This is a genomic window from Delftia sp. GW456-R20, assembly GCF_001622915.1.
In the GTDB taxonomy this organism is placed as follows: Bacteria; Pseudomonadota; Gammaproteobacteria; order Burkholderiales; family Burkholderiaceae_C; genus Comamonas; species Comamonas acidovorans.
Window position 1 is genome coordinate 2,515,578 of sequence record NZ_LWCN01000004.1, and the last position, 19,745, is coordinate 2,535,322.

Genomic DNA, 19,745 nt, shown 5'->3' on the forward strand with positions numbered 1-19,745 from the left:
CGGCGTGCCCAGGCTCAGCCGCCTTCGCTGCACTCCAGGTTTTCGATGCGGTCTGCCGCCTCGCGGATGTCTTCCTGGAACATCTGGTCTCCCAGCATCACGGAGACCTGGCCCTCAAAGCCGCGCAGCTTGACCAGCGCTGCCTCGTAGCCGCCGCTGCCCATGCGCTTGAGCCCGCACAGCGCATAGAGCTTGGCCACGGGAGATCGGCGCGGATCGTCGATCACCGACAGCAGGACGGCATTGGCCTCGGGCCGCCTGAGCATGGCCTCCAGGTGCCGCTCCGCAGGCGAGATCTCGCCCGCGAACCCGACCAGCCCCAGGTTGAACTGCGAGGCGTCCAGCGGCGCCGGGTCCAGCGGACGGGACATGGCCGGGGTGGACAGGAACAGGCAGATCAGGGCGGCGGACAGGGTGGTCTTCATGGCAGGGGCAAGGCCGTGGATGGCCTGGTGAGGCAGTCGAAAAGGATCTTCGATGCAAAGCGTGGCAGCAGGTTCCCACACCACCGCTTTCACCGCTTTCACCGCTTTCACCGCCTTCATCCGCCAAACAGCCACCCTGCGGCCAGCGTGCCGGCATAAAACAGCAGCAGGGTCACAGGCACCAGATGCCAGCCCCAGATCCGGAACCACCAGTGATTGAACCAGGTCACCAGCGCACCGATGACGGCGCAGATGGCCAGCGCATCCAACCGCTGCTGAAAACTGTCAGCAACACCTTCTGACGCGAAGAAGATGAACGCTGCAATGAAGGAACACAGCAGGGCGGTGTAGACCGCCACTTTCTCTTGCCTGCGCAATTTCAGGATGCTCATGGAGGGCCAGGGAGGTTTCGATGATTCGGTCGCCAGAAAAGCCCGCGCCGCCAGAGCGCGCAGGTTTCACAGCGGCGCAATTCTTCGTATACCGCCCTGAATGCGCCATCAGACCCGTCCGAATCTGCAGCCACTGCTGCGCATGCGCAACGCGCTGCTGCTCCTTCAACGCTCCATCCGCTCCACCCGCTCCATCCGCTCAATCGGCCACGGCCAGCACCACGGCGGCCTCCGGCACCGTCAGCCAGACCTTGCGCCCTGCGCGCAAGGTCCAGGACTCGCCCTCGGCCGGCTCGGCCGCGTAGCCCACGCCGCTACCGCCCCAAGGCAGTTGTGCCACTACTTCACGCGGCCCCGCCCTGTCGGCCCGGGCCACGCGCTGCACCTGGGCGGGCCAGGCATTGGCCTGGGCATGCACATCGGAGCGTGGCGCTGAAGGCAGCACCTGCACGGCTGCGGCCTTGCACAGCGCCATCAGGGGCAGGCCCGGCGCCAGGCCCAGCAACTGGGCGCTTTCTTCGGTGATGCGTGCGGCAATGCCTGATGCATCCCCGCCGCCATCGGGCAGCAGCCAGACGCGGACCTGGGCGCCCTGCGCCTGCAGGGCACCAACCCGGCAAGGCCACAGATTGCGCATGCTGGTGCGCAGGCCCAGCCCCAGCCCGGGAGGCGTCGAAGAAACGCCGGCGGGCCTGCCAAAGCGCTGCAGCACCTGCGCGCGCGCCTGCTCCAGCGCATCGGCCATGGCCAGCAGGGACTGCCCGGCCTCGGTGATGCGCGCGCCACCACCGCCGGCACCGCCCACCGAGCGCTCCACCAGGGCACGGCCCGCCAGATTGGTCAGCACATCCAGCGCCTGCCAGGCCGCCTTGTAGCTGACACCCGCCTCGCGCGCGGCCTGGGAAATCGAATGCCCTGCCGCGATATGCCGCAGGATGGCGATGCGCCGGTCGGCCAGGTCATGGCCCAGCGCGGGCACCAGGTCTGAGGGAGAAGCGGGGGTTGCGGCTGTCATGCGCAGCATCATGCCCGCCAAGCGTTATTTCCCGCCAAGCAAAACGCCTGCACCCTGCATGCGCATTTTCAGGTCGTTACACTGCGCTATTCACCAACGGAATAGCGAGAGACCCATGAACGTGAACCAGCCCCTGCGTGCCACCGCCTTCGCCGCCCTTGCCCTGTTCGGCTGGGCCGCCGCGCAGGCCGCCGAAGTGTCGGTGGCCGTCGCCGCCAACTTCACGGCGCCCATGCAGAAGATCGCCGCCGAGTTCGAGAAGGACACCGGCCACAAGGCCCTGCTGTCCTTCGGCGCCACGGGCAAGTTCTATGCGCAGATCGTCAACGGCGCGCCCTTCCAGATCCTGCTGGCCGCCGACGACACCACGCCCGAGAAGATCGCCAAGGAAGGCCGCGGCCTGCCCGATTCGCGCTTCACCTACGCCATCGGCCAGCTGGTGCTGTGGAGCCCCAAGGCCGGTTATGTGGACGACAAGGGCGAGGTCCTCAAGACCGGCGACTACAAGCACATCGCCGTGGCCAATCCCAAGCTGGCGCCCTACGGCACGGCCGCCATGGAAGTGCTGAACAAGCTGGGCATCACGGCCCAGGTGCAGCCGCGCATCGTCATGGGCGAGAACATTGCCCAGACCTACCAGTTCGCGGCCACGGGCAATGCCCAGCTGGGCTTCGTGGCCCTGTCGCAGGTGATGGAAAACGGCAAGCTGCGCGAAGGCTCGGCATGGCAGGTGCCCGGCTCCATGCACGAGCCCATCCGCCAGGACGCCATCGTGCTCAACAGCGGCAAGGACAACGAAGCCGCCGCCGAGCTGATGAAGTACCTGCGCGCCGACAAGGCCCGTGCCATCATCCGCTCCTACGGCTATAGCTTCTGACACCTGTTGAGGCGCGCTTGCGCGCCTTCCCTCTCTCCTGGGGAGGGGGCGGCCGGCATGGGCCCGTGCTCAGCGTCGCTGAGCCGGGCCGCGCCGGTTTCGTGCGTTGAGTGAGATCCAACAGCGCTGCGAACCACTGAATTCTTCCCGCATGATTCTTACCGCCGACGACTACGCCGCCATACGGCTGACGCTGAAACTTGCCAGCGTGACCACGGTGCTGCTGCTGACGCTGTGCACGCCGCTGGCCTGGTGGCTGGCGCATACGCGCTCGCGCTGGCGCGGCCCGATTGGCGCCGTGGTGGCGCTGCCCCTGGTGCTGCCGCCCACGGTGATCGGTTTTTACCTGCTGGTGACCATGGGTCCCAACGGCCCCGTGGGGCAGCTGACGCAGGCGCTGGGGCTGAGCACCCTGCCCTTCACTTTTCCGGGCCTGGTCATCGGTTCGCTGGTCTATTCCATGCCGTTCACGGTGCAGCCGCTGCAGCGCGCCTTCGAATCCCTGGGCACGCGGCCCATGGAGGCTGCGGCCAGCCTGGGCGCGGGGCCGCTGGACCGCTTCTTCACCGTGGCGCTGCCGCTGGCGCGCCCGGGCTTCATCACGGCGGCCGTGCTGACCTTTGCGCACACCGTGGGCGAGTTCGGCGTGGTGCTGATGCTGGGCGGCAATATTCCCGGCGTGACTCGCGTGGTCTCGGTACAGATCTACGACCATGTGGAGGCCATGGAGTACGCCCACGCCCACTGGCTGGCGGGTGGCATGGTGGTGTTCTCTTTCCTGGTTCTTCTGGCCCTGCACCTGTTGCAGCCGCGTGAGGAGCGCCGCGCATGATGACCGCCTTCTCTCCCTCCCTGATGTCCGACGCCGCGCACTCCCTTCCCTCCTCGGAAATCATCGCAAACCTGGCGCTGGAGCGTGCAGACTTCCGCCTTGATGTGCAGCTGCAGTTGCCCGGGCGCGGCGTCACCGCCCTGTTCGGCCCCTCGGGCTGCGGCAAGACCACCTGCCTGCGCGCCCTGGCAGGACTGGAGCGCGCGCGCGGCCGCGTCGCCGTCAACGGCGAGGTCTGGCAGGACGATGCGGCCAGCCAATGGCTGCCCACGCACCGCCGTGCGCTGGGCTATGTGTTCCAGGAAGCCAGCCTGTTCCCGCACCTGACCGTGCGGCGCAACATCGACTACGGCATGCGGCGCACGCCGGCCGCGCGGCGCAAGGTATCCCAGGACCAGGCCGTGTCCCTGCTGGGCATAGGCCACCTGATGGACCGCATGCCCTCCACCCTGTCGGGCGGCGAGCGCCAGCGCGTGGCCATTGCGCGGGCGCTGGCCACCAGCCCGCGGGTGCTGCTGATGGACGAGCCCCTGGCCGCGCTGGACGCCCAGCGCAAGGCCGAGGTCCTGCCCTACCTGGACCAGCTGCGCCGTGAACTCGACATTCCCGTCCTCTACGTCAGCCACTCCATCGACGAGGTCGCTCGCCTGGCCCAGCACCTGGTGCTGCTCAAGGCCGGCGGCATCGTCGCGGCCGGCGCCACCAGCGAGCTGCTGGCACGGCTGGACCTGCCCCTGAGCATGGGCGACACGGCAGCGGCCATGGTCAGCGCACAGGTCCAGCAGCACGATCCCGATGCACACCTGAGCACGCTGTGCTTCGATGGCGGGCGCCTGCGCCTTGTCATGGCCTCCCCGCGCCCCGTCGGCGAAACCGTGCAGTTGCGCGTGCAGGCACGCGATGTGAGCCTGAGCCTGCAGCACCCGCAAGACAGCAGCATCCTCAACATCCTCCCGGCCACCGTGCAGGAGCTGCGCGAGGACGGCCCGGGCCAGGTCATGGTCTCGCTGCAGCTGGGCCCGTCCCGCCTGCTGGCGCGCATCACCCTGCATTCCGCCCGGCAACTGGGCATTGCGCCGGGCATGCATGTCTTCGCCCAGATCAAGGGCATGGCATTGCTGGACTGAGCACGCGCGGCGGCGCCGATATCATGCGGAAGCCGCCTGCGCGGCCCACGCCATGAACGCCACCACCGAACACGCCCCCGCCCCCGTCCCCGCCCCAGACGAAGGCCCCGGCGCAGCAGATGCTGCATGCGCCGCCCCGCCTGCCATTGCCGCGCTGCGCACGCATGCGGTGGCGCGCCATCGGCTCGGTGAAGGCGGCTCCGTCAGCATCCAGGCCGAGCCGCAGGTGCTGGCCAGCGAAGTCCCCATCGCCCTGGTGTTCAATGGCATCTCTCACGCCGTGATGATGGGCACGCCCTCGGACCTGGAAGACTTTGCGCTGGGCTTTGCGCTCACCGAAGGCATTCTGGACAGCGCTGCCGACTGCTACGGCATCGAGGTGCGCACCGTGGCTGCACAGGCCGCAGGCCTTCCGTCCGGCATGGACGGCATCGAGGTGCAGCTGGACGTGGCCTCGCGCTGCTTCGCCCGCCTCAAGGACCGGCGCCGCAGCATGAGCGGGCGCACGGGCTGCGGTGTCTGCGGCGTGGACAGCTTCGCGGCGCTGGACCTGTCCTTCGACCCCCTGCCCGCGCACGACTGGATCGCCCGTGTCGATGCCGACACCGTCTGCGCAGCCATCGCGGCACTGCCGCCGCTGCAGTTGCTCAACGCCGAAGCCGGCGCCGTGCATGCCGCAGGCTGGGCAGGGCTGGACGGGCAACTGACGGATGTACTCGAAGACGTGGGCCGCCACAACGCACTGGACAAGCTGGTCGGCCGCCTCTCCCGCTCGGGCCGCCTGGGCGAGGCCGGCTTTGTCGTGCTCTCCAGCCGCGGCAGCCATGAGCTGGTGCGCAAATGCGCCAAGGTCGGCATCGCCGCCCTGGCCACCATCTCCGCGCCCACGGCCATGGGCGTGCAGATGGCCGAACTGATCGGCCTGCGCTTCTGGGGCCTGTGCCGCCCGCCCAAGGCGGTGCTGTATGCGCCGGGCCGCACCTGACCCAATGCCCGAGTGCCGCGCCTGCGCGGCGGCAAGTTCGTAGAATCGCGGGTTCAGCCCCTGGATGTACACCATGAACCGCTGCAAGCCCCATTTCTCTACCGTCCGTCGCCTGTGTGCCGGCGCCCTGCTCGCCGGCCTGGCCTGCGCCAGCCTGGGCGTGGCCGCGCAGGGCCTGCCGTCCAACGAGACGCGCAATTTCCCGCCGCAGGCCCAGTTCGGCGAGCTGGTCGTGACCCAGTTCCCCGAGGTGGAGATCGACGGCAAGACCATTCGCACCAGTCCGGGCTTTCGCCTGTTCAGCCCTGAACGCACGCTGGTGCAGGCCATCAATTACCAGGGCAGCAAGCTCGTGGTGGGCTATGTGATCGAGCCGCAGACGCAGTGGCTGCACCAGGCCTGGATCCTGACCAAGGCCGAGGCCGACAAGCACTACAAGCCCAAGTCGATGCTGCAGCGCATCTTCAACTGAGCACCGCGCACACCACAGCAAGCGCACAGCACGTACACGGCTGACGCGGCCCGCGCCTCGCAGGGCGCAGCGGCCCGGCCATGGGGCATGCCGCCGCCTGGCCGAGCCACCTTCATTTTTTGCAGACCGCCGCTTGCAGTGCGGCGGCTGCCTGACGGAACCCCACCATGTCCAAGAAAGTCTTTATCAAAACCTTCGGCTGCCAGATGAACGAGTACGACTCGGACAAGATGGCCGATGTGCTGGGCGCAGCCCAGGGCTACGAATCCACCGATGACCCGGAGCAGGCCGACCTGATCCTGTTCAACACCTGCTCGGTGCGCGAGAAGGCGCAGGAGAAGGTATTCAGCGACCTGGGCCGCTACAAGCACCTGAAGGAACGCGGCGTGCTCATCGGCGTGGGCGGCTGCGTGGCCAGCCAGGAGGGCGAGGAAATCATCAAGCGCGCGCCCTATGTGGACGTGGTCTTCGGCCCGCAGACCCTGCACCGCCTGCCCGAGCTGCTCAATGCACGCGCCGCCAAGCACAAGCCCCAGGTCGATATCAGCTTTCCCGAGATCGAGAAATTCGACCACCTGCCGCCCGCGCGCGTGGAAGGCTCCTCGGCCTTCGTCTCCATCATGGAAGGCTGCTCCAAGTACTGCAGCTACTGCGTCGTGCCCTATACGCGCGGCGAGGAAGTCAGCCGCCCGTTCGAGGACGTGCTGATCGAGGTCGCCGGCCTGGCCGATCAGGGCGTGAAGGAAGTCACGCTGCTGGGCCAGAACGTCAACGCCTACCTGGGCAAGATGGGTGACACGGCCGAGATCGCCGACTTTGCCCTGCTGCTGGAATACGTGTCCGAGATCCCCGGCATCGAGCGCATCCGCTACACCACCAGCCACCCCAACGAGTTCACGCCGCGCCTGATCGAGGCCTACGCTCGGCTGCCCAAGCTGGTCAGCCACCTGCACCTGCCCGTGCAGCACGGCAGCGACAAGATCCTCATGGCCATGAAGCGCGGCTACACGGCCATGGAATACAAGAGCACCATCCGCAAGCTGCGTGCCATCCGGCCCGAGATGGCCATGAGCAGCGACTTCATCGTGGGCTTCCCCGGCGAGACCGAGGAAGACTTCCAGAAGATGATGAAGCTCATCCACGACGTGCGCTTCGACAACAGCTTCAGCTTCATCTTCAGCCCCCGCCCCGGCACGCCGGCCGCCAACCTGCACGACGACACGCCGCACGAAGTCAAGCTGCGCCGCCTGCAGGAGCTGCAGGCCGTGATCAACAACAACATCAAGGACATCAGCGACGAGCGCGTGGGCACGGTGCAGCGCCTGCTGGTGGAAGGCCTGTCCAAGCGCGATGGCAGCGAACTCATGGGCCGCACCGAGTGCAACCGCGTGGTCAACTTCCCGGGCAACGAACGCCTGATCGGCCAGATGATCGATGTGAAGATCACCGAGGCCCGCACCTTCACGCTGCGCGGCGAAGTCGTGGTGCGCCACTGACCGCAACCCGGCCCCGGCGGCCCAGCGACCTCCTGCGTAACCAAAGCCCGGCAATGCCGGGCTTTTTTGCATGTAACAGGACGTGAAAACAGCCCGGCCACTCTGGCAGTGTGCCGGCTGGCCCGCTAGCATCGCGGGGTCGCCGCCCTGAGGTCCGTCGGCCTGCATGGCTTTTCCAGCTTCGCTTGCTTGCTATCGATTCCATGAACACCTCCCAGCCCGCCACCGCCCAGGCCGTCCTTGAGGGCGAAGCCCTGCATGCCTTCATGGACCAGGCGCACGACCTGCTGCAGCAGGAGGAGGATGCCAGCCCCATCGCCCCGGCCGAACGCCAGGCGGCCGTCATGGAGCTGCTCTCCCAGCAGCGTTTCGCCCCGGCCACGGTGGGCGAGCTGGAGCGCCTGCACGATCTCTGGCTGGACCTGGAACGGCCCGAAACCGCCAACGCACTGCTGCGCGAACACCGCGCTGCCACGCTGCAGCCCTTGCAGGGCGACAACCACCTGCTGGCCACGGCCAGCCTGGCGCTCAGCGACATCCAGAGCCGGCTGCGCTTTGACCGTGAAGGCGGCGTGGCCCTGCTCGCGCCCGCCGCCGATCTCATGGGCCGGCTGCCGCATACCAGCGAGCCCTACCGCTACTGGAACGGCTGGCACTACCTGGCCCGCGAAGCCCAGGCCTGGGAGCTGGCCGAGCAAGGCGTGGACCTGCAGCGCAGCCACGAACGCAGCGACCCGGATGGCGAGGCCTCCCCCGCGCGCCGCGACGCGCGTGCCTGCCTGCGCAAGGCCGAGCTGGCCCGTCTGCGCGGCGATGTGCCCGCCACCGTGCGCCAGGTGCAGGCCGCCACGGCGCTGCTGACCCAGGCCGATGCAGAGCAGAACGTGGACTTCGACGACTGGCTGCACCTTGCGCGCGAGGTCCTGCCGCTGGCCCCGCAAAGCGTTCCGGCCGTGCTCATGGCGGCGGAGCAGCATCTGGCCCGCACCGAAAGCCCCGCCGCATCGCAGGCGGTGCGCACGCACCGTAAGGTCCATGCGGCCCGGCTGCAGGCCATGGCCTGCCATGCCATGGGCCAGCCCGAGGCCGCGCTGCAGCTGGCCGCGCTGGGCCGCTTCGGCCTGGTGGATGACTCCGACGATGCCTTCAGCGGCCTGGTGCTGCAGTGGCTGGAAGAGGCGGGCCGCCTGGCCGATGCGGCGGACCTGGCGCTGGAAAGCGTGCTGCACAGCCGCCCCGGATCGGCCCGTCAGGGCTATGAACTGGCCTTGCGCAGAGTGGACAGCGACACCGCCCATGCACCGGCCTGGGCGCTGATCCTGGCCTGGGCGGGACTGGATTCCGACATGCAGGAGATCCTGGAAGACAGCCCGGCTGCTCCGCGCAGCGCCGACGACTACCTGGCCCTGGCTCGCACCCAGGCGCCCGGCCACCCACTGCTGGACCTGATCGACGGCTGGCGCCTGGCCAAGGACCGCCAATGGGAGCAGGCCCTGCCTCTGCTGGAGCGCGGCGTGACCGACCAGCCCCGGCACGCCAACTCCGAGCTGCTGCCCATGCTCTGGGCCGCGCGCTTCGCCGTGCTGCCCGCCGCGCAGGCGCTGCAGCGCCCCTTTGCGCAGGGCCATGGCGCCCACTGGTGCTATGCAGCGGGCGTGACCCTGGACGACGAGGACGACCTGGCCGCCATCATGGGCGAAGGCCGGCAGGTGCCGAACGACGAGTTGCGCGAGCCGCTGGTGCAGCGTTACTACGAAGAGGGCCTGGCCCGCTTCGAAGCCTTCTGGGCCACCGGCCAGGGCCGGTACAAGGACGCGCACCTGCACGTCTACTCCATGCTCTGCAACAACCTGGCCATCAAGTACCGCTCGCAGCAGCGCTATGACGAGGCGGCGGCCCTGCACCACAAGGGCCTGTCCAGCAGCCCCTTTGCCGAACACCACGACGGCCTGCTGTGGTGCGCCATCCGCCGTGACGACCGCCCCGGCATCGTCACGGCGGCCGAGCAGCTGTGGCACTTCACCCAGGACTACGGCTACAGCCGCCACTGCCCCACGGACTACTTCCCCAGCGCGGCGCTGGCGCTCTACCAGCTGGGCCGCGCAGGCGAAATCGGCATCTGGCTGGAGCGCCTGGACCAGTGGTTCGAGGAACTGGACGAGGACGACCAGCGCGAACAGCGGCGCGACTACCTGGCCTCGCTGATGTCCCTGCTCGACTTCTTCTCGGAAAACCATGGCGAACTGGTGCGCCCGCGCCTGGACGCCCTGCTGCCCGAAGTGCGCGCCCTGGGCGAGTGCTACACGCTGCGCCGCCTGGCCTGCGCCATGGAAAGCTGCGGCCCCATCGACCAGGCCGTGGCCCTGCACCGCGAGGCCATCGACAAGCTCACGCCCGATGACGGCGAGGCCGAGCACAGGATGGCAAAGGACGGCCTCAAGCGCTGCCTCAAGCTGCGCTCGGACAGCAAGCCCTGGTGGAAGCTGTGGTGAACCCGGGCGCCGGTGCCAACGCCGCCAGTGCCTATCGGCCGCGCGACGTGGTCAATGCGCCGGCCATCAAGCAGCGCATCCGAGAGCGCAGCGCCGCACGCGGCGACAGCGAGGAGATCGCCGCCTGGCTGGCCAACCACTTCTACCGCCATGTGATCGGCAACCTCGACGCCGATCCGCCTGCCGTGCAGCCCGTGTCCACGCAGGCCGAGCTGCTGCGCCTGCACCGGCGTGCCGAGCCCGCCGCCTGGGCACTGGAGCGCCTGCGCGAACATGCGGCCCGCCAGCCGCTGTCACCGGACAGGCCTGCGGCCGACGGCAACGCGCCGCTGTGGTGGGTGGAGCCCGACAGCGCACCCCTGCTGGCGCTGGAGAGCCGGCTGCTGGAGTTCCTGTCCACCCGGCGCGGCACCGCGCTGGAGGGCAAGCTGCAGCGCATCAACTGCCCGCAGGCGCTGGCGCGCTGGACGCTGGAGCACCTGGCCTTCGCCCGGAGAAGCGACAGCGGCTGGGCCGAGCACCGGCCCGGCGCCGTGCGCCCGCTGCTGCGTGGCCAGCTGGGTGTCTTCGTCGAATTCGATGCCCAAAGCCCGGACCTGCGCGCCGAAATGGCCTATGAAAGCCAGATGATGCGCCACTGCCTGGGCCAGTTCAGCGAGCGCGGCACACTGCGCGGCGGCTATGGCGAGCACTACGCCGAAGCCTGCGAGCAGGGCCGGCTGCGGCTGTTCAGCTACCGCACGGGCACGGCCCAGCCGCGCATCACCGTCAGCGCCCAGGTGCGGGACGACGGGCGGCTGCGCATCGACCAGATCAAGGGCAAGCAGAACCGCCCGCCGATTGCGCGCTATCTGGCCGATGTGCTGGCCCTGCTCAATCACCTCGATACCGATGGTGAGGCGCCGGCGGACGCCCTGGCCATGGGCATCGTGCGCCGACCGGCACAGCTGCTGGCCACGGGCAGCGCGGCTGCCTGGTGTGCGGCCAGCGAGCTGCACACCGAGGCCGAGCAGCTGTGGCTGCTGCAGTCCCACCCGGCGCTGCTGGAGCAGTTGGACATCCGGTCGCCCCTGATGCAATGGCTGGTCGCGGCACGCCGCGACACCGTGCCCGTGCCCGCCTTCGAGCGCATGCCGCGCAGCGCAGCCCTGCAGCAGTCACTGGAGCTGGCGCGCCGCCGGGCGGGATCGCCGGCAACACCGGGAACGCCGGGCAGGACAGGAAATCCGCGATGAATGCCTTCACCCTTGTTGTGCTGTCTGCATTGGTCTGGTGGGCAGTGCGCGCCGGCCTGCGGCGCATGCGTGCGTCGCGCCAACGCGGCGACTTCAGCAGCTACCGCAGCGGTGACGCGGCACTGGACTGGGCCCTGGCCCTGGCCCATCCCATGGCCTTTCACGCCATTCAGGGCGGCTTTGCGGACCGGCAGCTCAACGGCGCCGACTCCGCACTGACCACCCAGCTGCGCCCCATGGTGCTGCACCACCTGGGCCTGCGCACCGACCTGGACGATGCCCAGATCGCACGCCAGTTGCCCGACGGCCTGCGCCAGCGCTGGTTCACGCTGGACCTGCAGCGCCTGCAGGCCGGTGACGATCCCCATGCCGCCATGGCCTTTGCCTGCGCGCGCGTGGCCTTCCATGTGCGCTGCGCCTGGCTGCTGGGCTGGGTGGACGAGGCCCTGCACCAGCAGATCCTGCACCTGAACGCATGCCGCGCGCGGGACTGCTTTGACAGCTGGCAGGCCTTCGGCCTGGCCTATGCGCGGGGCCGCAGCCAATGGCTGGCCCGTGGCCGCGCCGACGTGCTGGGGCGCAGCGTGACGCCCGAGCAAGTGCAGCAGTGGGTGGCCGATCCGCGCCACCCCTGGCATGCCATGCCCTGGCAGCAGCAGGCCGTCCGGTGACTGCCGCCAGCCGGGTGCGCCGCCTGCCCTGCCTGCCCTGCCTGCCCTGCCTGCCCTGCCTGCCCTGCCTGCCCTGCCTGCCCTGCCCGGTGCTCAGCCTTCGCCATGCACCTTGGCGAAGGTGAGGATCACCTCCCGCACCACCTGGCGCTGAGGCGCGGGCAGCTTCAGAAAGGCATCGAAGGTTTCTCGTTCGAGATAGCCCACGCCCGGCTCCTGGCATTCGAGCGGCGACGGCAGGGACGGCGGGGACCGGTGGGCCGACTCGCCATAGCGCAACACATCGGGCTCGACCTCGAGCAAACCCGCCAGCAGCACCAGCTTGTCCTGCTCGGGAACGGCCTCGCCGTTCAGCCAGCGCGAGACCGCCTGGAAGGAGATCGGCGGCCCCCAGTAACTGGAATTGAACAGCTTCAGAAGCACGCTGGGCCGGGGCTCCAGTCCCGCAGCCTCGATGGCCTGGCGCAGGCGCAGTGCGAATTCGAGCTTGTTACGCATTCCGACACCCTGGATTTCCCTGGAATCTTGATTGACTCATCGATTGAAGACCCGGCTCAAACCCGTCGCCCGGCCAGCGTTCAGGCGAAGATGCTGCGCGCCTCGGTGAAGCGCTTGGCGAAATAGGTGTTGTCCATGCGCACGCGCTGCACCGTGCCGCCGCTGGACGGTGCATGCACGAACTGGCCGTTGCCCACGAAGATGCCCATGTGCGAATAGCGCGCGCCCAGGGTGTTGAAGAACACGAAGTCGCCGCGCTGCAGGCTGCGGCTGCCCACGGGATTGCTGAACTGCGCCCACTGCGCCGTGGTGCGCGGCAGGCGGTTTTCGGTGATGCCGCCCACGGCCCACTGGATCAGGCCGCTGCAGTCGAAACCGCCTTCGGGCGAATTGCCGCCATAGGTATAGGGCGTGTTGACCACAAGCATGGTGCGCGCCAGCAGCGCCTCGCGCAATTCGCCGTCCAGATTGAGCGCCTGCGGCGAAGGCACCGGCGCCGGGCCCGAGCCTTTGCGCGGAGCGGAAGAGCAGCCAGCCAGCAGCACGGCGGCCGCCAGCAGACCCCAGTCACGGCGCGAGAGCCGCGCCCCGGTCACCGGAGACACCGCAAGGGAAGTCGAAACACCAGCCTTCATGGCGCTGCATGTTCTCACAAAGCCCTCGCGGCCAAAAGAAAAGCCGCAGGCTGCGCTGCGGCTTGGCGGGAAAGAGCGCGCGGCTCGGCGGCTCAGGCGGTGCCCATCAGAACGGGAGCTTGGGCATTCCGCCGCCACCGCCCATCATCCCCTTCATGGCCTTCATGCCGCCCATGCGCTTCATCATCTTCATGAGGCCGCCGCCCTTCATCTTCTTCATCATCTCCTGCATCTGCTCGAACTCCTTGAGCAGGCGGTTGACTTCCTGGACCTGCACGCCCGCGCCGTCGGCAATGCGCTTCTTGCGCGTGGCCTTGATGATCTCGGGCTTCTTGCGCTCCTTGGCGGTCATGGAGCAGATGATGCCTTCCTTGCGGCGGATCTCGCGCTCGGCCTTGTCCATGTCCACCTGGCCGGCCTTGGCCGTGAGCTGGGCCGGCAGCTTGTCCATGAGGTTGGACAGGCCGCCCATCTGCTTCATCTGCTGGATCTGGGCCAGGAAGTCGTTGAGGTCGAAGCCGTCACCGCTCTTGACCTTCTCGGCCAGCTTCTGCGCGGCCTCCATGTCCACGCCCTTGGTGACCTGTTCGACCAGGGCCACGATGTCGCCCATGCCCAGCACGCGCTGCGCGTGGCGGTCGGCGTCGAACACCTCCAGCCCGTCGATCTTCTCGGACACGCCGGCGAACTTGATGGGGGCGCCCGTGATCTGCCGCACCGACAGCGCCGCGCCACCGCGCGAGTCGCCGTCGAGCTTGGTCAGCACGATGCCGGTCAGGGGCAGCGCTTCCTTGAAGGCCTTGGCCGTGTTGATCGCATCCTGGCCCTGCATGGCATCGACGACGAACAGGGTCTCGACCGGCTTGAGCGTGGCGTGCAGATCCTTGATCTCGGCCATCAGCAGCTCGTCGATGGCCAGGCGGCCGGCCGTATCGACCAGCAGAACGTCAAAGAAGTGGCGCTTGGCGTAGTCCAGCGCGGCCACGGCGATGTCGTGCGGTTTCTGGTCGGGCGTGGAGGGGAACCACTCGGCACCGGCCTGGGCGGTCACGGTCTTGAGCTGCTCGATGGCGGCGGGGCGGTACACGTCGCCCGACACGGTGAGCACCTTCTTCTTGCGCCGCTCGATCAGGTGCTTGGCCAGCTTGGCCGTGGTCGTGGTCTTGCCTGCGCCCTGCAGGCCGGCCATCAGGATGACGGCCGGCGGCTGAGCATTGAGATTGATGTCGGCCACGCCCTCGCCCATGGTGGCGGCGAGTTCCTTGTTGACGATGGACACCAGCAGCTGGCCCGGCTGCAGCGAGCCCAGCACCTCCTGGCCCAGCGCCTTTTCCTTGACGCGCGCAACGAAGTCACGCACCACGGGCAGGGCCACGTCGGCCTCGAGCAGGGCCATGCGCACTTCGCGCAGCATGTCCTGCACGTTGGATTCGGTGATGCGGGCCTGGCCGCGCATCTCCTTGACGAGTCGCGAAAGTTTGTCGGTCAGAGCGGAGGCCATAAGCGGGGAGGAACTGGAGTCGTCGGAAAGGAAAAGGTGTGCTGCAGCGAGCCAGCCGGGGCCAGGTGGCCAAGTGGGGCCGGGTCGCGGCACGGACCCTGCAGATCCCAATGATTCTACCCGCTGCCCCTGCCGGGGTAAGTACCGGCCTTCCGTGCCCCACGGCAGGCACCGGCCAGCAGTAACATGCGCAATGTTTCCATAGTTTATGGCTATCACATTCCGCAATGCTGGCTTGCTACCGCCTGGGAGTCTTCATGCCTGATACGCCGTATCGCCAGTTCCTGGACCGTGTGCCCGACGGTTTTCTTCTGTTTGACGAGCAGGGCGGCCTGCTCGATGCCAATGCCCAGGCCTGCGCCAGCCTGGGCCATCACAAGGCCGCCATGCTGGGGCTGGGCATCATGGACCTATGGCTGGACCTGGATGGACGGCCGCGTGATTTCTGGCGGGACATGGTCGTGGACAGCCAGGCCCGTCTGCGAGGCCGGCTGATCCGCCGCGATGGCACCAGCTTGCCCGCCGAGATCCATGTCCATTGCCTGTCACTGTCGGGCAGGCGGCTTTTCTTCACTACCTGGCACGACCTCAGCGAGCGCACCGGCCAGGACGAGCCGATCGGCCAGCCCAATGCGCAGCTTGAGCCGCACCTGCAAAACCGCACCTGGCCGTGGCAGGACTCGACGCGCCTGCTGGAGACCGTGATGCGCGAGACGCCCGACCTGGTCTTCGCCAAGGACCGGCAGGGCCGCTACACCTTCGCCAACCCCGCCACAGCCCGCTTTGCCGGGCGCGCGCCCGAAGACATTGTGGGCAAGACCGACCAGGAGCTTTTCTCCGACAGCAGCTTCACCGACAGCGACCGCCGGGTGCTGGACAGCGATGCGCCCGTGGTGATGGACGATCATCTGCTGGTCGACGGGCAGCGCCGCATCTTCCAGTCCACCAAGATTCCCTATCGCGATGCCGAGGGCCGGACCGTGGGCGTGCTGGGCATTGCGCGCGACATCACGCTCATGCGCCAGACCGAGTCCCAGCTGCAAAAAAGCTACGACGTGCTGCGCCAGGCCGAACAGCTGGCGCGCCTGGGCAGCTGGACATGGGAGCTGGACACCGGGCACTTCCAGGCCTCGGAGATGATGTATGTGATGAACGGCCTGGACCCCCAGGGTCCGCCACTGAAGCGCCATGCCCTGCGCGCCATGCTCGGGCCGCAGGATCTTGCCCGGCTCACCGCTGCCGTGGATCTGTGCATAAGCACCGGCCAGTCCTACAGCCTCGATGTGGTCCAGCGCTGCCCGGACGGCCGGCAGTTCGCCGCCCGCCTCATGGGCCGGGCCCTGCGCGACGAGCAAGGCCGCATCGTCGCGCTCAGCGGCACGCTGCAGGACCTGTCCGAACGCGAGGACGCACGCATGCGCCTCGAAGCCCTGGCCGACAACCTGCCCAGCGGCGCCATCTACCGCCTGGAAGGCGGCTTGAAGCAACTGCGGCTCAGCTACATCAGCGCCGGCATAGAGAACCTGATCGGCGTGCCGGCCCACGCCATCATGGCCGATCGGCAGGTCTACCTGAATGCCATCCATCCCGAGGACCTGCCGCTCTACCAGGGGATGATGCAACGCTCGATCGATACGCTGCGGGTCTTCGATTGCCGCTTTCGCGTGCTCAAGCCCGACGGAGAGATCCGCTGGCTGCGCTGCCGCTCGGCCCCCCGGCGCTGTCAGGAGGGCATGGTCTGGGACGGCATCATGCTGGACATCACCCGCGAACGCGAGGCCGAGCAGGCGCTGCATCAGGCCAAGGAAACCGCCGAAGCGGCCGAACGCGCCAAATCGGATTTCCTGGCCATCATGAGCCACGAAATCCGCACACCCATGAATACCGTCATCGGCATGACGCGCCTGGTGCAGCAGACCGCGCTGACATCGCGCCAGCGCGGCTACCTGGAGAAGGTGGAGCGCTCGGCCAGCGCCCTGCTGGCAGTGATCAACGACATCCTCGATTTCTCCAAGATAGAGGCGGGCATGCTGGCGCTGGAGGAAGTGGACTTCGCCCTTGACGATGTGCTGGAGACCGTGACGGCCTCCACGGCGCTGCGCGCAGAGGAAAAGGGGTTGGAAGTGGTCTATGCGCTGGACCCGCAACTGCCGCCCCGTTTGCGTGGCGACCCAATGCGCCTGGGCCAGGTGCTGACCAACCTGGTCGGCAACGCCATCAAGTTCACCGAGCATGGCGAGGTGGTGATCTCCCTGCATCTGGAGCCGCCGCCGGTGGACGCGCCTGCGGATGCCGATGCGGGCACCACGGCAGCGCCCCTGCACCACCTGTGCGTGAGCGTGCGCGACACCGGCATAGGCCTGGATGCATCGCGGGCCGAGCGGCTGTTCCAGCCCTTCACCCAGGCCGACATCCAGACCACGCGCCGCCACGGCGGCACCGGCCTGGGCCTGGCCATCTGCCACAGGCTGGTGCAGCTCATGGGCGGCGAGATCGGCGTGTGCAGCCAGCCCGGCCAGGGCAGCGACTTCCGCTTCACGGCCAAGGTCCGGCTTGCCACGGATGCGTTGCCGGACGGCCACGACAACCTGGGCAGCACCGGCGTTCTCATCGTCGATGACAACGCCAGCGCGCGCGAGGCGCTGGCTGCCATGGTGCGCAGACTGGGCATGCGCTGCGATACGGCGGCGGACGGCATGCAGGCGCTGCGCATGCTGCAAGAAGCCGCACGCCAGGAATCCCCCTATGGCCTAGCCCTGCTGGACTGGCGCATGCCCGGCATGGACGGACTGGAGCTGGCACGCGGCATGCGCGAGCGACAGGACCTGGTCAAGACCCCGGCCGCGCTCATGGTCACGGCCTTCGGGCGCGACGAAGTGCAGCTGCGTGCCGCGCAGTTGGGCCTGCGGGGCCTGCTGATCAAGCCCCTGACCGCATCGGCATTGCGGTCCTCCATCCGGGAGGCGCTGCAGGACCCCGAATCGACCCAGCCTGAAGACCCGGCGGCCGGCCCGTCGCCACAGCAGCGCTACCCGGGCCTGCCTGGGCGCAGGGTGCTGGTGGTGGATGACAACGTGCTCAACCGCGAGGTGGCCACCGAGCTGCTGGAGCAGGCCGGCATATCGGTACAGACTGCGCAAGACGGTCTGCAGGCGCTGCGGCTGCTCGACAGCCAGCCTTTCGATGCCGTGCTCATGGACGTGCACATGCCCGGCATGGACGGCCTCAGTGTCACGCGCGCCCTGCGCACGCGCAGCGCGCTGCGGCATCTTCCGGTGATCGCGCTGACTGCACAGGCCTATGTCGAGGAGCGCGCCCGGATCGAGGCCGCAGGCATGAATGCCCATCTGACCAAACCCGTTGACGATGTGCTGCTGTACGAGACGCTGCAGCGCTGCCTGCGCGCAGCCCCCCCGCCAACGGCAGCGCCTGCGCCGGCCCCGCCCTCCCGGCCCACGCCGCCAACCCCTGCCCCGGCCTGGGATCCTGTGCAGCTGCGGCAACGCCTTGCCAGCCAATCGCCGCGCATGCTGCATGCGATCGAAGGCTTTGCCCAGGACTTTGCCGATGCGCCGCAACAGCTGCGCCGCGCCGCGCGCAGCGGCAACTGGGCAACCGTGGCGTCGTTGGCGCATACCTTCAAGGGCAGCCTGGGCTACCTGGGCGCGAACCTGCTGGAGCAATGGTCGGCCATGGCCGAGACCGGCGCGCATGCCTGCCTGTCAGGCGACGGCAATGGCGGGAATGCCCGGCCCAGCGGTGATCTTCCATCCCTGGTCCAGGCGCTGGCCGATGGGCTGCAGGGCCTGCTGGCGGAAATCGCCGTGCGGTCCGGGCAGGCGGCCTTGCCAGCCCTGGCCACGGTGTCCAGCGCTGCGCCCCCGCAGCAGCGGCAGCCGGTGACCGCAGAAGAAGTCTCATCCACGCTGGCTCGGCTGCGGCTGCAGATTGCCGACAGCGACTATGCCGCCGTGGCCGAACTGGAACGGCTGCGGCCCCTGGTCAGCGGGCGCCATGCGTCCGTGCTGCAGCGCATCCAGCGCTGCACCGAGTCCCTGGAAACCGAGGCGGCGCTGCAGGCGCTCGATCAGCTGGCGCGGAGCATGGCCGCGAACCGGATGGCCCTACAGGGAGCCGCAGATGCTTGACGCCCTGACCGGGTCGGAGCTGCCCACGGTCCTCATCGTGGACGACGAGCGGCTGAACCGCAGCATGCTGGCCGAGCTGCTGAGCCCCCACTACCGAGTGCTGCTGGCCAAGGACGGCCCTGGCGCCCTGGTGATCGCCCACCGCGAAGCCCACCGCCTGCAGCTGATCCTTCTGGACCTGGCCATGCCCGGCATGAACGGCTACGAGGTGCTGGGTGCGCTGCGCGCGCAGGAGCGCACTGCCCATATCGCCGTCATCTTCATCACCGGACAGAGCAATGCCGAGGCCGAGGAATACGGCCTGCGCCTGGGCGCGGCCGACTATGTCTCCAAGCCCATACGCCCCGCCGTGGTCGAGGTGCGCGTGCGCAACCAGATACGGCTGGCCCTGCAGCGCCAGGCCCTGGAGCGCCTGGCCATGGTGGACGGGCTGACCGGCCTGGCCAACCGGCGCCACTTCGATGACGTGCTGGAGCGCGCCTACCGCCGCAGCCTGCGCACCGGCGAGCCCGTGGGCCTGGCTCTCATTGATATAGACCACTTCAAGCAATACAACGACTGCTATGGTCATGTGCAGGGGGACGAGGCGCTCAAGGCCGTGGCCGCCGAGTTGCAGCGCCATGCGCGCCGGCCCTACGACCTGGCAGCGCGCTTTGGCGGCGAGGAATTCGCGCTCATCCTCCCCGGCGAAAGCGACGCCCCGGCCATGGCCGAGCATTTCCGCCAGGAAGTGCTGCGCCTGTCCATCGCCCACGCAGCCTCTCCCACGGCGCCGCAGCTCACCGTCAGCTGCGGCGTACTCACCGTGCGGCAGCCGTCTGCCGCGCCTTTGGAAACCTGGCTGCAGAAGGCGGACGGCCTGCTCTACCAGGCCAAGGCCCAGGGGCGCAATCGCATCGAGGCAGCCGTGGAGCCCTGAAAATGCGCGCCGAACCACGGCATGG

The 19,745-nt window shown here is 68.4% G+C and carries 17 protein-coding genes; 11 read left to right on the forward strand and 6 right to left on the reverse strand.

Annotated features, from left to right (window positions below; genetic code table 11):
* Positions 1 to 14: 14 nt before the first annotated feature.
* From A4F85_RS16565 to A4F85_RS16575, 3 genes are all read right to left on the reverse strand, one after another.
* Complete coding sequence (locus tag A4F85_RS16565; protein WP_063327197.1) at positions 15 to 425, reverse strand: hypothetical protein; 411 nt, start codon at positions 423 to 425, stop codon at positions 15 to 17.
* A gap of 116 nt (positions 426 to 541) precedes the next feature.
* Positions 542 to 817, reverse strand: coding sequence for a hypothetical protein (locus A4F85_RS16570; RefSeq protein WP_063327198.1), 276 nt, complete (start codon positions 815 to 817; stop codon positions 542 to 544).
* Positions 818 to 1,016: 199 nt separating this feature from the next.
* Positions 1,017 to 1,844, reverse strand: a complete 828-nt coding sequence (locus A4F85_RS16575; protein WP_063327199.1) for a TOBE domain-containing protein — start codon at positions 1,842 to 1,844, stop codon at positions 1,017 to 1,019.
* Positions 1,845 to 1,947: 103 nt separating this feature from the next.
* On the opposite strand from A4F85_RS16575, the gene modA reads away from it, so the two are divergent.
* The 9 genes from modA (at position 1,948) to A4F85_RS16620 (ending at position 12,019) form a co-directional block, all read left to right on the forward strand.
* Positions 1,948 to 2,709, forward strand: a complete 762-nt coding sequence (modA, locus tag A4F85_RS16580) for a molybdate ABC transporter substrate-binding protein (RefSeq protein WP_063327200.1) — start codon at positions 1,948 to 1,950, stop codon at positions 2,707 to 2,709.
* Positions 2,710 to 2,860: 151 nt separating this feature from the next.
* The gene (gene modB, locus A4F85_RS16585) at positions 2,861 to 3,541 is read left to right on the forward strand and encodes a molybdate ABC transporter permease subunit (protein ID WP_013804076.1); all 681 of its coding nucleotides are present in this window, start codon (positions 2,861 to 2,863) and stop codon (positions 3,539 to 3,541) included.
* A complete protein-coding gene (gene modC, locus A4F85_RS16590; RefSeq protein WP_063327201.1) occupies positions 3,538 to 4,668 on the forward strand; it encodes a molybdenum ABC transporter ATP-binding protein in 1,131 nt (376 codons plus the stop codon). Before modB ends, modC begins: the two co-directional genes overlap by 4 nt.
* Before the next feature lie 52 nt (positions 4,669 to 4,720).
* Positions 4,721 to 5,653, forward strand: coding sequence for a formate dehydrogenase accessory sulfurtransferase FdhD (fdhD, locus tag A4F85_RS16595; RefSeq protein ID WP_063327202.1), 933 nt, complete (start codon positions 4,721 to 4,723; stop codon positions 5,651 to 5,653).
* Positions 5,654 to 5,726: 73 nt separating this feature from the next.
* Positions 5,727 to 6,125, forward strand: coding sequence for a hypothetical protein (locus A4F85_RS16600; RefSeq protein WP_063328008.1), 399 nt, complete (start codon positions 5,727 to 5,729; stop codon positions 6,123 to 6,125).
* 167 nt (positions 6,126 to 6,292) lie between these two features.
* On the forward strand, positions 6,293 to 7,621 hold the full coding sequence (gene miaB / locus A4F85_RS16605) for a tRNA (N6-isopentenyl adenosine(37)-C2)-methylthiotransferase MiaB (protein WP_012203445.1): 1,329 nt from the start codon (positions 6,293 to 6,295) through the stop codon (positions 7,619 to 7,621).
* A gap of 203 nt (positions 7,622 to 7,824) precedes the next feature.
* The gene (locus A4F85_RS16610) at positions 7,825 to 10,113 is read left to right on the forward strand and encodes a tetratricopeptide repeat protein (protein WP_063327203.1); all 2,289 of its coding nucleotides are present in this window, start codon (positions 7,825 to 7,827) and stop codon (positions 10,111 to 10,113) included.
* Entirely contained in the window at positions 10,110 to 11,348 is a 1,239-nt protein-coding gene (locus A4F85_RS16615) for a collagen alpha-1(I) chain (protein ID WP_082848280.1), read from the forward strand. Before A4F85_RS16610 ends, A4F85_RS16615 begins: the two co-directional genes overlap by 4 nt.
* The gene (locus A4F85_RS16620) at positions 11,345 to 12,019 is read left to right on the forward strand and encodes a DUF1266 domain-containing protein (RefSeq protein ID WP_063327205.1); all 675 of its coding nucleotides are present in this window, start codon (positions 11,345 to 11,347) and stop codon (positions 12,017 to 12,019) included. The genes A4F85_RS16615 and A4F85_RS16620 overlap by 4 nt, the downstream gene beginning before the upstream one ends.
* Before the next feature lie 93 nt (positions 12,020 to 12,112).
* Here A4F85_RS16620 and A4F85_RS16625 read toward each other — a convergent pair whose 3' ends face one another.
* The 3 genes from A4F85_RS16625 to ffh form a co-directional block, all read right to left on the reverse strand.
* A complete protein-coding gene (locus A4F85_RS16625) occupies positions 12,113 to 12,517 on the reverse strand; it encodes a helix-turn-helix domain-containing protein (protein ID WP_012203441.1) in 405 nt (134 codons plus the stop codon).
* An 80-nt stretch (positions 12,518 to 12,597) separates the two neighbouring features.
* Positions 12,598 to 13,152 (reverse strand): C40 family peptidase, encoded by a 555-nt coding sequence (locus A4F85_RS16630; RefSeq protein ID WP_012203440.1) that lies wholly within the window; start codon positions 13,150 to 13,152, stop codon positions 12,598 to 12,600.
* A 106-nt stretch (positions 13,153 to 13,258) separates the two neighbouring features.
* Positions 13,259 to 14,653, reverse strand: coding sequence for a signal recognition particle protein (gene ffh, locus A4F85_RS16635; protein WP_012203439.1), 1,395 nt, complete (start codon positions 14,651 to 14,653; stop codon positions 13,259 to 13,261).
* A 257-nt stretch (positions 14,654 to 14,910) separates the two neighbouring features.
* Here ffh and A4F85_RS16640 point away from each other — a divergent pair, with 257 nt between their 5' ends.
* Complete coding sequence (locus A4F85_RS16640) at positions 14,911 to 18,801, forward strand: response regulator (protein ID WP_063328009.1); 3,891 nt, start codon at positions 14,911 to 14,913, stop codon at positions 18,799 to 18,801.
* A complete protein-coding gene (locus A4F85_RS16645) occupies positions 18,794 to 19,720 on the forward strand; it encodes a GGDEF domain-containing response regulator (protein WP_063327206.1) in 927 nt (308 codons plus the stop codon). Before A4F85_RS16640 ends, A4F85_RS16645 begins: the two co-directional genes overlap by 8 nt.
* Positions 19,721 to 19,745 lie beyond the last annotated feature (25 nt).

Excerpts from the sequence above, each read along its gene's own strand:
- modA (WP_063327200.1), top strand. The coding sequence starts at position 1,948 with ATGAACGTGAACCAGCCCCTGCGTGCCACCGCCTTCGCCGCCCTTGCC.
- ffh (WP_012203439.1), bottom strand. The coding sequence starts at position 14,653 with ATGGCCTCCGCTCTGACCGACAAACTTTCGCGACTCGTCAAGGAGATG.
- A4F85_RS16625 (WP_012203441.1), bottom strand. The coding sequence starts at position 12,517 with ATGCGTAACAAGCTCGAATTCGCACTGCGCCTGCGCCAGGCCATCGAG.
- A4F85_RS16630 (WP_012203440.1), bottom strand. The coding sequence starts at position 13,152 with ATGAAGGCTGGTGTTTCGACTTCCCTTGCGGTGTCTCCGGTGACCGGG.
- fdhD (WP_063327202.1), top strand. The coding sequence starts at position 4,721 with ATGAACGCCACCACCGAACACGCCCCCGCCCCCGTCCCCGCCCCAGAC.
- A4F85_RS16645 (WP_063327206.1), top strand. The coding sequence starts at position 18,794 with ATGCTTGACGCCCTGACCGGGTCGGAGCTGCCCACGGTCCTCATCGTG.
- modC (WP_063327201.1), top strand. The coding sequence starts at position 3,538 with ATGATGACCGCCTTCTCTCCCTCCCTGATGTCCGACGCCGCGCACTCC.
- A4F85_RS16620 (WP_063327205.1), top strand. The coding sequence starts at position 11,345 with ATGAATGCCTTCACCCTTGTTGTGCTGTCTGCATTGGTCTGGTGGGCA.
- A4F85_RS16575 (WP_063327199.1), bottom strand. The coding sequence starts at position 1,844 with ATGATGCTGCGCATGACAGCCGCAACCCCCGCTTCTCCCTCAGACCTG.
- modB (WP_013804076.1), top strand. The coding sequence starts at position 2,861 with ATGATTCTTACCGCCGACGACTACGCCGCCATACGGCTGACGCTGAAA.
- A4F85_RS16570 (WP_063327198.1), bottom strand. The coding sequence starts at position 817 with ATGAGCATCCTGAAATTGCGCAGGCAAGAGAAAGTGGCGGTCTACACC.
- A4F85_RS16610 (WP_063327203.1), top strand. The coding sequence starts at position 7,825 with ATGAACACCTCCCAGCCCGCCACCGCCCAGGCCGTCCTTGAGGGCGAA.
- A4F85_RS16640 (WP_063328009.1), top strand. The coding sequence starts at position 14,911 with ATGCCTGATACGCCGTATCGCCAGTTCCTGGACCGTGTGCCCGACGGT.
- miaB (WP_012203445.1), top strand. The coding sequence starts at position 6,293 with ATGTCCAAGAAAGTCTTTATCAAAACCTTCGGCTGCCAGATGAACGAG.
- A4F85_RS16565 (WP_063327197.1), bottom strand. The coding sequence starts at position 425 with ATGAAGACCACCCTGTCCGCCGCCCTGATCTGCCTGTTCCTGTCCACC.
- A4F85_RS16600 (WP_063328008.1), top strand. The coding sequence starts at position 5,727 with ATGAACCGCTGCAAGCCCCATTTCTCTACCGTCCGTCGCCTGTGTGCC.